General features: G+C 68.5%; 11 protein-coding genes. 6 read left to right on the forward strand and 5 right to left on the reverse strand.

From position 1 onward, the window contains the following. Positions 1-166: 166 nt before the first annotated feature. The 5 genes from AC1RDS_RS07745 to AC1RDS_RS07765 all read right to left on the reverse strand — a co-directional run bounded on the left by AC1RDS_RS07745 (position 167) and on the right by AC1RDS_RS07765 (position 5,706). Positions 167-1,375, reverse strand: coding sequence for an acetyl-CoA C-acetyltransferase (locus tag AC1RDS_RS07745; protein WP_287876671.1), 1,209 nt, complete (start codon positions 1,373-1,375; stop codon positions 167-169). 74 nt (positions 1,376-1,449) lie between these two features. Then, a complete protein-coding gene (locus tag AC1RDS_RS07750; RefSeq protein WP_287876669.1) occupies positions 1,450-2,736 on the reverse strand; it encodes an acetyl-CoA hydrolase/transferase family protein in 1,287 nt (428 codons plus the stop codon). Positions 2,737-2,845: 109 nt separating this feature from the next. Next, positions 2,846-3,640, reverse strand: coding sequence for an enoyl-CoA hydratase/isomerase family protein (locus AC1RDS_RS07755; protein ID WP_287876667.1), 795 nt, complete (start codon positions 3,638-3,640; stop codon positions 2,846-2,848). 81 nt (positions 3,641-3,721) lie between these two features. After that, complete coding sequence (locus tag AC1RDS_RS07760; protein WP_287876665.1) at positions 3,722-4,615, reverse strand: MaoC/PaaZ C-terminal domain-containing protein; 894 nt, start codon at positions 4,613-4,615, stop codon at positions 3,722-3,724. A gap of 173 nt (positions 4,616-4,788) precedes the next feature. Beyond that, positions 4,789-5,706 (reverse strand): SDR family NAD(P)-dependent oxidoreductase, encoded by a 918-nt coding sequence (locus AC1RDS_RS07765; RefSeq protein ID WP_092697360.1) that lies wholly within the window; start codon positions 5,704-5,706, stop codon positions 4,789-4,791. 225 nt (positions 5,707-5,931) lie between these two features. Here AC1RDS_RS07765 and AC1RDS_RS07770 point away from each other — a divergent pair, with 225 nt between their 5' ends. From AC1RDS_RS07770 to AC1RDS_RS07795, 6 genes are all read left to right on the forward strand, one after another. Then, positions 5,932-6,945 carry a Bug family tripartite tricarboxylate transporter substrate binding protein gene (locus AC1RDS_RS07770; RefSeq protein ID WP_287876663.1) on the forward strand — a complete coding sequence of 338 codons (1,014 nt, stop codon included), beginning with the start codon at positions 5,932-5,934 and terminating at the stop codon, positions 6,943-6,945. An 11-nt stretch (positions 6,946-6,956) separates the two neighbouring features. After that, positions 6,957-7,838 carry an HTD2 family dehydratase gene (locus AC1RDS_RS07775; RefSeq protein WP_092697362.1) on the forward strand — a complete coding sequence of 294 codons (882 nt, stop codon included), beginning with the start codon at positions 6,957-6,959 and terminating at the stop codon, positions 7,836-7,838. Positions 7,839-7,885: 47 nt separating this feature from the next. Next, complete coding sequence (locus tag AC1RDS_RS07780) at positions 7,886-9,046, forward strand: acyl-CoA dehydrogenase family protein (protein WP_348682819.1); 1,161 nt, start codon at positions 7,886-7,888, stop codon at positions 9,044-9,046. A gap of 72 nt (positions 9,047-9,118) precedes the next feature. Further along, positions 9,119-10,300, forward strand: a complete 1,182-nt coding sequence (locus tag AC1RDS_RS07785; protein ID WP_348682820.1) for a CaiB/BaiF CoA transferase family protein — start codon at positions 9,119-9,121, stop codon at positions 10,298-10,300. A 50-nt stretch (positions 10,301-10,350) separates the two neighbouring features. After that, positions 10,351-11,715, forward strand: coding sequence for an MmgE/PrpD family protein (locus AC1RDS_RS07790; RefSeq protein ID WP_348682821.1), 1,365 nt, complete (start codon positions 10,351-10,353; stop codon positions 11,713-11,715). Between the two features lie 88 nt (positions 11,716-11,803). Next, entirely contained in the window at positions 11,804-12,817 is a 1,014-nt protein-coding gene (locus tag AC1RDS_RS07795; RefSeq protein ID WP_348682822.1) for a tripartite tricarboxylate transporter substrate binding protein BugD, read from the forward strand. Positions 12,818-12,879: the final 62 nt, after the last annotated feature.

The raw sequence follows: 12,879 nt of genomic DNA on the forward strand, positions 1-12,879 counted from the left end.
CTGTCTGTGTGGAATGAATGCGAATGCGGGAAGAGGGCGGGCCGGGCGCGGGGCCGGGTCGTTACCCATCGGCGCGATGGTGCGCCCCGGCTGGCGCCCTGTGAATCTGCTTTTCCGTAAGCCGGGGTTCGGGTCTGCTTAGCGAGGGTTTTCCCTCGCGGCACCGTCACATCCGTTCAAACACTGCGGCAATGCCCTGGCCGCCGCCGATGCACATGGTCTCCAGGCCATAGCGGCCCTTGCGGCGCTGCAGCTCGTGCAGCAGCGTGGCCAGGATGCGCACGCCGGTGGCGCCGATGGGGTGGCCCAGCGAGATGCCCGAGCCGTTGACGTTGAGCTTGTGGGCGATGGCGTCCTGGTCCTGCCAGTTCCAGCCCTTGAGCACGGACAGCACCTGGCAGGCGAAGGCCTCGTTCAGCTCCACCAGGTCCATGTCGTCGATTTTCAGGCCCAGCCGCGCCAGCAGCTTCTGCGTGGCCGGCACCGGGCCTATGCCCATGTGCGATGGCTCGCAGCCCGCAGCGGCCCAGCCCACCAGCGTGGCCATGGGCGTGAGGCCCAGCTCGGCCAGCTTGTCCTCGGCCACGATCAGGCAGGCGGCGGAGGCGTCGTTCTGCTGGCTGGCGTTGCCGGCCGTGACGGTGCCGTTGGGCATCAAGACGCGCAGCTTGGCCATGCTGTCGGTCGTGGCATCGGCGCGAAAGCCTTCGTCGCGCGAGAACAGCAGGGGGTCGCCCTTGCGCTGGGGCACCTTGACGGGCACGATCTCGTCGGCGAAGCGGCCGGCTTCCCAGGCCGCTGCGGCCCGCTGGTGGCTGCGCACGGCGAAGGCGTCGGCCTCGTCGCGCGTGATGCCGTAGTCGCGCGCCAGGTTCTCTGCGGTTTCGATCATGCCGCTGATCTTGCCGAAGCGCTCCACCGGCTGCGAGCGTTCGCGGCCGCGGTCCAGGCGGTCAAAAAAGCGCACATTGCCCGAGCGCGCGCCCCAGCGCATGTCGGTGCTGTAGTACTCGATGTTGCTCATGCTCTCCACGCCGCCGGCGATCACCACGTCGGCGGCGCCGCTTTGCACCATCATCGAAGCGGTGACGATGGCCTGCAGGCCACCGCCGCAACGGCGGTCCAGCTGCATGCCGGGCACCGACACCGGCAGCCCCGCCTGCAGCGCGGCCCAGCGGCCCACGCAGGGCACCTCGCTGTTGGCGTACGACTGGGCCATGACCACGTCGTCGATGCGTGCGGGGTCGATGCCGCTGCGCTCGACCACGGCGCGCACCGTGGTGGCGGCCAGCTCTTCAACGGGCACGGGGCGCAAGCTGCCGCCAAAGGTGCCGACAGGGGTGCGAACGGGGGTGACGATGGCGGCTCTGCGCATGGTTTTCTCCTGATGAATGGAAGCGAAAATTGCAATGAAAGTGGCTCTGGCGCTTATCCATAAAGCGCCAGAAGCTATTGTTTTTGATGAAAAACCGCGCCACAGCGGCGCAGCAGTTCGTGGGCCTGGTGCTCCAGGTCCTCGCGGTGTTCGGGCGCGGCAATATCGATCAGCCGGCGCACGCGGCGCGACAGCGTCTGGCCGCGCAGGTCGGCCACGCCATGCTCGGTGACGATCAGGCCTGCGTCGCTGCGCGGCGTGCTGACCGGCCCGGCCAGCTGCGCCACGATGCGCGTCCTGCCCTTGGCGGTGGCCGGCAGCGCCACGATGGGCAGGCCGCCACGGCTGCGGGCCGCGCCGCGCAAGAAATCGACCGCGCCACCCACGGCGCCCACATACACGCCCGCTGCCACCTCGGCATTGATCTGGCCGGTCAGGTCCACCTCGATGGCCGCGTTGATGGCGGCCAGCTGGTGGCTGGCGGCCAGCACCTCGGGGTCGTGCGTGTAGTCGGTACCGCGCAGTTGCAGCGCCGGGTTGCGGTGCGCCCAGCGGCGCACCTTCTCGCTGCCCATCAGGATGCCGCCAATGCCCACGCCGGTGTCCAGGCTCTTACGGGCATTGGTCAGCACGCCGGCCTCGGCCAGGGCAGCAATGCCGTCGCCCACCGCGCCGCTGTGCAGGCCCAGGTCGCGGTGGCCGTGCAGCGCGGCCAGCACGGCCTCGGGCAGGTTGCCGATGCCCAGCTGCAGCGTGGCGCCGTCCTGGATCAGTCCGGCGATGTGGCGCGCAATGGCCTGCTCGGCCGGGCCGGGCGCGGCGCGGCTTTGCTCCAGCGGCGGGTGCTGAGCGTCAATCAGCAACGCAAAGTCGCTGGCCTGCAGGTGCACGCTGCCATGCGTCCAGGGAATGGCGGGGTTGACCTCGGCGATCACCACGCGCGCCTGTTCCAGCGCGGCGGGCAGGTATTCGTGCACCAGGCCCAGGCTGTAGCGGCCCTGTTCATCGGGCGGCGAGACCTGCAGCAGCACCACATCGGCGGGCAGCACGCCCGCGCGGATCAGCCCTGGCAGGTGCGAGTAGTGGCTGGGCAGGATGTCGAGCACGCCCGCATCGGCCAGGTGGCGGTGCGGACCGCCCGCGGCGTAGCCAAAGAAATCGATGGTGTCGGCCTGCTCCGGCTGCAGCGTGTCCGACGCACCAATGCCCACGAACACGCGCAGCCGACCGCCCTGCGCCAGTGCGTGGCGGTGCGCGGTCACGGCGCGCGTGAGCGTGAGCGGCTCGGCTGTGGCCTGGCCCCACCACAGGGTGTCGCCGGGGCGGATCAGGGCCTGCAGTTGCTGGGCCAACAGGCTCATGGCCGTTCTCCGCGATGTTGCGCAGCACCCGCGCCGCATGACACTGGCGCGACCCAGGCGAGGGCCGCCGTGCAAGGGCCGCCCCGCCGCAGGCGACTCAGGGGGGCCGTCATTTTTTGTCCCAGTCGAAGCGCAGCGGCTGCTTGTCTTTGAAGCGCCGCACCGCGTCCTGGTGGTAATCGGAGCCGCGGCACAGGGACTGGGCGTAGGACTCCAGCTCGGCCATGGCGTGGGCATCGAGCTCGAAGGACTGGTTCATCACGGTCTTGGCGATGCCGATGGCGGCGGTGGATGCCTCGCCAAAGCGGCGCGCCAGCGCCTGCGCGGCCTCGGTCAGCGCGGCGCCGTCTTCCACAATGTCGAACACCATGCCCAGTTGCCTGGCCTCCTGCGCATCGACGGTGCGGGCGGTGAAGACCAGCTCCTTGGCCCGCTGCTGGCCCACGATGCGCGGCAGCAGGCGCATCACGCCCAGGTCGGGCACCAGGCCGATGCGGCCGAACACGGCGCAGAACTTGGCGCGGCGCGTGGCCAGCACGAAGTCGGCTGCCAGCGCCAGGCCCAGCCCCGCGCCAAAGGCCGGGCCATCGACCGCGGCGATGACGGGTTTTTCCAGGTCCACGAGTTCGGGGAACCACTGGTGCAGCTCGCGCATGCCCTTGCGAAACGTCAGGCCCGTGCGGCTGCTGTCCTGCATGGCCGAGATGTCACCGCCCGAGCAAAACGCGCCGCCTGCGCCGGTGAGGATGACGGCGTGCACCGCCGGGTCGTCGCGCATCTGCGCAATGGCAGCGGCCAGGGCGGGGCGCATGGCCTGGCTCAGGGCGTTGCGCGCCTCGGGGCGGTTGAGGGTGATGGTGCCGATGCCGTCCTGCACGGAGGTCAACACGGGGGATGCGCTCATGGCGTGCTCCAGAAGATATTGAGGATCAAGATGGGCCATGGCGCTTGTCTATCAAGCGCCAGCAGCGCACCTTGGGATGGTTCAGGCCAGTTCGGCGTAGCCGTGGCTCAGCACCACGATGTCGCGCTCGGCCACGCGGGCGCGCAGCTGGAACTGCCCTGGCTTGCCGGGCAGGCTCCAGATCTCGGTGACCAGCGTTTCGCCTGGATAGACCGGCGAGGCAAAGCGGATGTCCAGCGCCTTGAGCCGCGCCGGGTCGCCGCCCGCGCACTGGCGCAACAGCGCATGGGCCACCAGGCCGTAGCTGGCCAGGCCGTGCAGGATGGGGCGCGCAAAGCCCGCCTTGGTGGCCACGGCCGGGTCGGCGTGCAGCGGGTTGTAGTCGCCCATCAGGCGGTACAAGAGCGCCGCCTCGGGGCGGATGGCCTGGGTGTCGCTGAAGTCGGGCGCGCGGTCAGCCGGCGTGGGCTGCAGCGCGGGCAGCGGTGCGTCGCTGGGCTGGCCGCCGCGCTGCTGGCTGTAGCCGCCGTCGCCGCGCAGAAAGGTCACCTGCTGCAGCGTGGCCAGCAGCTCGCCGGCCTGGGTTTCCAGGCGCCGCTCGGTGATCAGGATGGCGCCCTTGCCCTCGCCCTTGTCGATCAGGTGCGTGATGCGGCTTTTGCCGACCACCGCGCAGCTGGCGGGCAATGGCTTGTGCCAGCGCACGCGCTGCTCGCCGTGCAGCAGCTTCACCCAGTCGATGCCCGTGTTCGGCTCGCGAGCCCAGAAGCCGGGGTAGCCCAGCACCACGGCCTGCGTGGGCAGGGTGCGCAGGCCGCCCTCCAGCCCTTCATAGACAAACGGCAGCGCGTCGGCATTGAGCGGGTCGTTGCCCAGGCCGAGGCTGAGCGCATACAGCATGGTGTCGCGCTCGGTGTAGTGCTGGTGCACGGGCGCGAAGGCCCGGTTCTTCAGGTGGTGGTAGTCAATAGCCATCTCAGTCGTCCATAACGTTGTGTATCGCCCGCGCACCATGCAACTGGCGCTACCCAAGCCAGGGCTGCCGAGCAAGGGCCGCCCCGCAGCGAGGGCTGCGTTCCCCTTCCCGCAGCGCGCAGCGATGCGAGAGAAGGGGGAAGCGGCGTAAGCCGCTCAGGGGGTTGTCTCCGTCACACCGGGTCCCAGCTGAACACGTCGGCCGAGCGATCCATCGGCACGAACGAGGCCTTGAGCGCCGGCATGCCATGTTCGGCAATGAACTCGGGCGTCCAGCCCTCGCTGCGGTGCACCGAGCGCAGGGGGCGCGGCTGGCTCATCAGGAAGATCTCGTTGTTGCGCACGGCAAACACCTGGGCGTTCACGTCCTTGGCCTGGTCGGACAGCAGGTACACGGCCAGCGGCGCGATCTTGTTGGGCGTCATCTGCTGGATCTTGGCCACGCGTGCCTGCTGTTCGGGCGTGTCGGTGGGGATGGAGCCGATCATGCGGCTCCAGGCAAACGGCGCGATGCAGTTGGAGCGCACGTTGAATTTCTGCATGTCCAGCGCGATGGACTTGGACAGCGCCGTCAGCCCCAGCTTGGCGGCGCTGTAGTTGGCCTGGCCCAGGTTGCCGATCAGGCCCGAGGTGGAGGTCATGTGCACGAAGGCACCGCTTTCCTGCTCCTTGAAATGGTTGGCGGCCGCGCGTGCCATGTAGTAGCTGCCGTACAGGTGCACCTTGATCACGGCGTCCCATTCGTCCAGGCTCATCTTGTGGAAGAAGCGGTCGCGCAGGATGCCTGCGTTGTTGACTACGCCGTCGATGCGGCCGAAGTGGTCCAGCGCGCATTGCACGATGCGGCCGGCAGCTGCCGCCTCGGCCACGCTGTCCATGTTGGCCACGGCCTGGCCGCCAGCAGCCTTGATTTCGTCCACCACTTTCTGTGCGGGGCCGGCATCCGTGCCCTCGCCTGTGGTGGAGGTGCCGATGTCGTTGACCACCACCTTGGCGCCGGCCGCCGCCAGGGCCAGCGCCATGTCGCGCCCGATGCCGCCGCCGGCCCCTGTTACCACCACCACCTTGTCCTGCACCATCTTCTGCGCCATGTTCGTCGTCCTTCGGTTTGTGTTGTCGATCAGCGCTGGAGCATGAACCCAAAGCCGCGGCAGCGCCATTCGGCAATCGCTAGGCGGGGCTTTGGCTGCATGAAAGCGTCGCCGAGGGCTTCATGGGCACGGAAGGCACGCTTTCACAAACGTGGATTGCACGGACCGGCAGCAGCGGCGAGCATCGGACCCCATTGCTTCTACAAGTATCTGGAACCACGCCGCATGCATCGCCCCTTCTTGTCCAACCTTACCCGCCGCAGCCTGTGCGCCGGCGCCGCCCTGGGCTGGGCCCTGAGCAGCGCGCCCGCAGCCTTCGCCCAGGCAACCTACCCGAGCCGCCCCATCATGATGGTGGTGCCCCAGGCCGCCGGCGGCACCAATGACATCGTGGGCCGCGTGGTGGCCCAGAAGCTGGCGGAAAAGCTCGGCGGCAGCGCCGTGGTGGAAAACAAGCCCGGTGCGGGGGGCAACATAGGCACGCAGGCCGTGGCCAAGGCGCCCAAGGACGGCTACACGCTGCTCATGACCATCAGCAGCAGCCAGGCCATCAACCCCGCCCTGTACAAGGCGCCGGGTTTCGACCCCGTGGCCGACTTCCAGCCCATCAGCCTGGTGGGCGCCGTGCCCAATGTGCTGCTGGCCCACCCCTCGTTCGCCGCCAAGACCGTGCCCGAGCTGCTGGCGCTGGCCAAGTCCAGGCCCGGCCAGCTGCAATACGCCTCGGCCGGCAACGGCACGCTCAACCACCTGCTGGGCGAGATGCTGAACCAGATGTCCGGCGTCGAACTGCAGCATGTGCCCTACAAGGGCGTGGCGCCGGCGCTCAACGATGTGCTGGGCGGCCAGCTGCCCCTGCTGTTCGGCAGCCTGCCATCCACGCTGGCGCACATCAGGTCGGGCAAGCTGCGCGCGCTGGCCGTGAGCAGCCCCCAGCGCTCGCCCGTGCTGCCCGATGTGCCCGCACTGGGCGAGTTCGTTCCCGGCTACAGCGGAACGCTGTGGATAGGCCTGTTCGCGCCTGCCGGCGTGCCCAAGGAGGTGATGGATCGCCTGCAGGACGGCATGCGCCAGGCCATGGCCGACAAGGACATGCGCGACAAGCTCGAAGCACAGGGCGTGGAGCTTGCGGGCACGGCCACGAAACCCGTCACGCCCGACGAGTTCGCCGCCCTGCTCAAGCAGGACATTGCCAAGTGGGCGCGCATCGTGAAGACCTCGGGCGCCACCATCAACTGAGTGACTGGAACATGAGCAACACCCTAGACACCGCCGCGCTCGCCCACCTGCAGACCTGGCAGGGCAAGAGCGAGACCCTGAGCGACAGCCTCACGGCCATGCCCGTGGCCGCCCTGTCGGCCACGCTGGACCGCGACGACCCGGCGCCCGCCATGGGCACCGTGGTGCCGCCGCTGTGGCACTGGCTGTACTTCCTGCCGCATGCGCGCGCCAGCGAGATCGGCCCCGACGGGCATCCCAAGCGCGGCGGCTTTCTGCCGCCCGTGCCGCTGCCGCGCCGCATGTGGGCCGGCGGGCGGCTGCGCTGGGAGCAGGCCAACCCGCTGCGCGTGGGCCAGGAGGTGCAGCGCCACTCGACCATCCAGTCCGTCAAGCACAAGGCCGGCCGCTCGGGCGAGTTGCTGTTCGTGCTGGTCGAACACCAGTACCGCAATGCCCAGGGCCTGGCGCTGACCGAGGAGCACGACATCGTCTACCGCAGCGCCGCCCAGCCCGGCGACCCTGCGCCGCAGCCGCAGCAGCCTCCGCTGAATGGCCAGGCGGTCTGGTCGCGCACCATCGCTCCCGACGACGTGCTGCTGTTTCGCTACTCCGCGCTCACCTTCAACGGCCACCGCATCCACTACGACCGCAAGTACGTGACCGAGGTCGAGGGCTACCCCGGCCTGATCGTGCACGGTCCGCTGATCGCCACGCTGCTGCTGGACCTGCTGCGCCGCAGCCTGCCCGGCGCGCAGGTGGCCACCTTCGACTTCCGTGCCGTGCGCCCCACCTTCGATCTGCACCCGTTCAGCGTGCACGGCAAGGCATCCAACGACGGCAAGACCGTGGAGCTGTGGGCCCAGGACCACGAGGGGTTCCTCACCATGCAGGGCACAGCCACGTTGTTTTGAACCGCTGAACCAGCCGATTCCTTCTTTTTTATAGATACCCCACCGCCATGATCCACCAGCCCGACCAGTACCAGGAAATCCGCGACGCCGTGCGCGCCCTCTGTGCCCAGTTCCCCGACGAATACTTCCGCAAGGTCGATGAGGCCCGCGGCTACCCCGAGGAGTTTGTCGATGCCCTCACCAAGGCCGGCTGGATGGCCGCGCTGATCCCGCAGGAATATGGCGGCTCGGGCCTGACCATGGCCGAGGCCTCGGTGATCATGGAAGAGATCAACCGCAGCGGCGGCAACTCCGGCGCCTGCCACGGCCAGATGTACGTGATGAACGCCATCGTGCGCAGCGGCTCGCAGGCGCAAAAGGAAAAGTACCTGCCCCAGATTGCCTCGGGCGCGCTGCGCATCCAGTCCATGGGCGTGACCGAGCCCACCACCGGCAGCGACACCACCAAACTCAAGACCACGGCCGTGAAGAAGGATGGCCGCTGGGTCATCAACGGCCAGAAGGTCTGGATCTCGCGCATCCAGCACAGCGATCTGATGATCCTGCTGGCCCGCACCACGCCCGCCGATCAGGTGAAAAAGCGCTCCGACGGCCTGTCGTGCTTTCTGATCGACCTGCACCAGGCGATCGGCAACGGCCTCACCGTGCGCCCCATCCTGAACATGGTCAACCACGAGACCAACGAGCTGTTCTTCGACAATCTCGAGATCCCCGATGACGCGCTGCTGGGCGAAGAAGGCAAGGGCTTCAAGACCCTGCTGGACGGCCTGAACGCCGAGCGCACCCTGATTGCTGCCGAGTGCATTGGCGATGGCTACTGGTTCATCGACCGCGCCACCAAGTACGCCAACGAGCGCGTGGTGTTCAACCGCCCCATCGGCCAGAACCAGGGCGTGCAGTTCCCGATTGCCGATGCCTTCATCGAACTGGAAGCCGCCAACCTGATGCGCTGGAAGGCCTGCGAGAAGATTGACGCCCACCAGAACGCCGGTGCCGAGGCCAACATGGCCAAGCACCTGGCCGCCAAGGCCAGCTGGGAAGCGGCCAACGTCTGCCTGCAGACCCACGGCGGCTTTGGCTTTGCCTGCGAATATGACATCGAGCGCAAATTCCGCGAAACCCGCCTGTACCAGGTGGCGCCGATCTCGACCAACATGATCTACAGCTACGTGGCCGAGCACATTCTGGGCCTGCCGCGTTCCTTCTGAAACCTTGCGGGACAGACCGCAGCCGCGCAGCGGCAAGCTCTGTCCTCAACTGATTAGAGACAAAGGCTTCTTATGACCCGCCCCCTCGACGGCATCACCGTCGTCTCGCTCGAACACGCGGTGGCCGCGCCGTTCTGCACGCGCCAGCTGGCCGACCTGGGCGCGCGCGTGATCAAGGTGGAGCGCCCGGGCAGCGGCGACTTCGCGCGCGGCTACGACCAGCGCGTGCAGGGCCAGTCCTCGCATTTCACCTGGATCAACCGCAGCAAGGAAAGCCTGGCGCTGGATGTGAAGCAGCCCCAGGCCAAGGCCGCGCTGCTGCAGCTGCTGAAGACGGCCGACGTGCTGGTGCAGAACCTCGCGCCCGGTGCCGCCGCGCGCATGGGCCTGTCGTATGAAGCCCTGAAGGCGCACAACCCCAAACTCATCGTGTGCGACATCAGCGGCTATGGCGCCGACGGCCCCTACCGCGACAAGAAGGCCTACGACCTGCTGATCCAGAGCGAGGCGGGCTTCCTCTCCGTTACGGGCACACCCGAGGTCCCCAGCAAGTCCGGCATCTCGGTGGCCGACATCGCCGCCGGCATGTATGCCTACACCAACATCCTGTCGGCCCTGCTGCTGCGCGGCAGGACGGGCGAGGGCAGCCATATCGACGTGTCCATGCTCGAAGCCATGGGCGAATGGATGGGCTACCCGATGTACTACGCCTACGACGGCGCGCCACCACCGCCGCGCACCGGCGCATCGCACGCCAGCATCTACCCCTACGGCCCGTTTGTGGCCGGCGACGGCAAGACCGTGATGCTGGGCCTGCAAAACGAGCGCGAGTGGAAAGCCTTTTGCGACACCGTGCTGCAGCGCCCCGATGTGGCCACCGATGCACGCTTCTGTTCCAACGCGCAGCGCAACGCCCACCGCGACGCATTGCAGGCCCTCATCGTGCAGGGCTTCTCGGCGCTGACCGCTGCGCAGGTGGTCGAGCGCCTGGAGGCCGCCGGCATTGCCAACGCCCGGGTGAACGATATGGCCGACCTGTGGGCCCACCCGCAACTGGCCGCGCGCCAGCGCTGGTGCAGCGTGGGCACACCCGCTGGCGATGTGCCCGCACTGCTGCCGCCGGGCGTGAACAGCGCGTTCGACTACCGCATGGACGCCGTGCCCGCCGTGGGCCAGCACAACGCCGCCATCCTGGCCGAACTGGGCTGGAGCGCCGAGCAGATCGACGCGCTGCAGGCACCGCGACCTCTTTGAATCAAAAACCATAGCTGCCTGCGCTTGACACACCCGCCCTGGAGTCCGAAATGAAGCAAGAAACCCAAGCCACCATCCATCCCCTGGCGCAGTTTGCCGCCACGCTGCAATGGAGCGACGTGCCGGCGCCCGTGCAGCGCCGCGCCGAAGACCTGTGGGTGGACTGGTTCGGCTCCGTGCTGGCCGGCTGCCGCGCGCGGCCCGTGGCCAGCATCACGCGCTTTGCGCTGTCGCAGGGCCCGGTGCAAGGCCCGGCCGAGGTGATCGGCCACGGCGCCACCAGCAGCCCCATGATGGCCGCGCTGGCCAACGCCGCGGCCAGCCATGTGGCCGAGCAGGACGATGTGCACAACGGCTCGGTGTTCCACCCGGCGGCCGTGGTCTTTCCGCCCGCGCTGGCCGTGGCGCAGCAGATCGGCGCCAGCGGCGCGCAGCTGATGGCGGCCTGCGTGGCGGGCTACGAGGTCGGCATCCGCGTGGGCGAGTTTCTGGGCCGCAGCCACTACAAGGTGTTCCATACCACGGCCACGGCCGGCACGCTGGCGGCGGCCGCCGCCGTGGGGCGCCTGCTGGAGCTCACGCCCGCGCAGATGCAGCATGCCTTCGGCTCGGCCGGCACGCAGTCGGCGGGGCTGTGGGAATTCTTGCGCACCGCGGCCGACAGCAAGCAGCTGCACACCGCGCACGCCGCCTCTGCGGGGCTGATGGCCGCCTTCCTGGCCAAGGACGGCTTCACCGGCGCACAGGACATCTTCACCGGCCCGCAGGGCCTGGCTGCGGGCATGTCCACCGACGCCAACCCGGCCAAGCTCACCGAGGGACTGGGCACCCGCTGGGCCACGGCCGAGACATCGTTCAAGTGGCATGCCTCGTGCCGCCACACGCACCCCGCCGCCGATGCGCTGCAGCAGGTGATGCGCGAGCACGGCCTGGCGCCCGCCGACATCGCGCAGGTCACCTGCCATGTGCACCAGGGCGCCATCGATGTGCTCGGGCCGGTGGTCTCGCCCACCACGGTGCACCAGAGCAAGTTTTCCATGGGCACCGTGCTGGCATTGGCGGCGCGGTTTGGCCATGCGGGTTTGACCGAATTCGACGCGCAGTTCCTGGCACCGGATACTGTGGCCCTGCGCGAGAAGGTGCGCATGGAGCTGGACCCCGAGGTGGATGCCGCCTACCCGCAGCGCTGGATTGGCAAGGTCACCGTGCAGACGACGGATGGCCGCCAGCTGGCCGGCCGCGTGGAAGAGCCCAAGGGCGACCCCGGCAACACCCTCTCGCGTGCAGAGCTCACCGCCAAGGCGCTGCGCCTGGCAGCCTATGGTGGTGCGGTATCTGCCGCGCAGGCCGAGGCCGCCGTGCAGCGCCTGTGGCGGGTGCAGGAGTGGCCGCGCACGGAGCACCTGCTGGGCTGACCTCCGGGACACGGCAACCGCCGCGGCCCACGACCCCCAAGGGGCGCAGCAGACGCCCCGTTCACCACCATCCACAAGGAGACATTGCATGACTGCACGCTTTACCCTGATTTCCCGACGCACCCTCGCCGGCTCCGTTGCGGGCGCCTGCGCGGCACTCGCCCTGGGCCTGAGCGGCAACGCCCTGGCCAGCACCTGGCCCGAAAAGACCGTCACCCTGGTCGTGCCCTACAGCGCGGGGGGCCCCACCGACGTGGTGGCGCGCCTGCTGGCCGTGCCCATGGGCCAGTCGCTGGGCCAGACGGTGGTGGTGGAAAACACCGTGGGCGCGGGCGGCACGCTGGCGCCCGCGCGCATCGTCCGCTCCAAGCCCGACGGCTACACCATCCTGATCCACCACATGGGCATGGCCACGGCCCCGGCGCTGTACAAGAAGCTGCCCTACGACCCGCTCAAGGACTTCGAGTACATCGGCCAGGTGCTGGATGTGCCCATGACGCTGCTGTCGCGCAAGGACTTTCCTGCGAACAACTTCCAGGAGCTGCAGGACTACGTCAAGAAGAACCAGGACAAGGTATCGCTGGCCAACGCGGGCATTGGTGCCGTGTCGCAGCTGTGCGGCATGCTGCTCATGCACCAGCTGGGCGTGAAGCTGACCACCGTCCCCTACAAGGGCGCCGGCCCGGCCATGAACGACCTGATGGGCGGCCAGGTGGACCTGCTGTGCGACCAGACCACGCAGACCGTGCCCGTGATTCAGGACGGCAAGCGCGCCAAGGTCTTCGGCGTGACCACGCCCAAGCGCCTGTCGTCCATGCCCAGCATTCCCACGCTCGATGAGCAGGGCCTCAAGGGCTTTGACGTGAAGGTGTGGCACGGCATGTATGCCCCCAAGGGCACGCCCAAGGACGTGATGGACAAGCTCAACAAGGCATTGAACGTGGCCATCAAGGACGAGAACGTGAAAAAGCGCATTGCCGAGCTGAGCTCTGACCTCGTCACGCCCGACAAGGCCACTCCCGAGGGCCTGCGCAAGCACCTGGAGATCGAGGTGGTGCGCTGGGACAAGGTCATCAAGGCCGCGGGCGTGAGCGCTGAATAAGCCGCGCCGGCTTCCGGCCTGCACACCGCAGGCCGGGGCCTTCTCCCTATGCACCCAAGGCA

This window comes from Acidovorax sp. GW823-FHT02H02, assembly GCF_058797075.1.

What these genes read in the sequence shown, in the direction of transcription:
- AC1RDS_RS07745 (WP_287876671.1), bottom strand. Translation starts at nt 1,375, where the DNA reads ATGCGCAGAGCCGCCATCGTCACCCCCGTTCGCACCCCTGTCGGCACC.
- AC1RDS_RS07750 (WP_287876669.1), bottom strand. Translation starts at nt 2,736, where the DNA reads ATGAGCCTGTTGGCCCAGCAACTGCAGGCCCTGATCCGCCCCGGCGAC.
- AC1RDS_RS07755 (WP_287876667.1), bottom strand. Translation starts at nt 3,640, where the DNA reads ATGAGCGCATCCCCCGTGTTGACCTCCGTGCAGGACGGCATCGGCACC.
- AC1RDS_RS07760 (WP_287876665.1), bottom strand. Translation starts at nt 4,615, where the DNA reads ATGGCTATTGACTACCACCACCTGAAGAACCGGGCCTTCGCGCCCGTG.
- AC1RDS_RS07765 (WP_092697360.1), bottom strand. Translation starts at nt 5,706, where the DNA reads ATGGCGCAGAAGATGGTGCAGGACAAGGTGGTGGTGGTAACAGGGGCC.
- AC1RDS_RS07770 (WP_287876663.1), top strand. Translation starts at nt 5,932, where the DNA reads ATGCATCGCCCCTTCTTGTCCAACCTTACCCGCCGCAGCCTGTGCGCC.
- AC1RDS_RS07775 (WP_092697362.1), top strand. Translation starts at nt 6,957, where the DNA reads ATGAGCAACACCCTAGACACCGCCGCGCTCGCCCACCTGCAGACCTGG.
- AC1RDS_RS07780 (WP_348682819.1), top strand. Translation starts at nt 7,886, where the DNA reads ATGATCCACCAGCCCGACCAGTACCAGGAAATCCGCGACGCCGTGCGC.
- AC1RDS_RS07785 (WP_348682820.1), top strand. Translation starts at nt 9,119, where the DNA reads ATGACCCGCCCCCTCGACGGCATCACCGTCGTCTCGCTCGAACACGCG.
- AC1RDS_RS07790 (WP_348682821.1), top strand. Translation starts at nt 10,351, where the DNA reads ATGAAGCAAGAAACCCAAGCCACCATCCATCCCCTGGCGCAGTTTGCC.
- AC1RDS_RS07795 (WP_348682822.1), top strand. Translation starts at nt 11,804, where the DNA reads ATGACTGCACGCTTTACCCTGATTTCCCGACGCACCCTCGCCGGCTCC.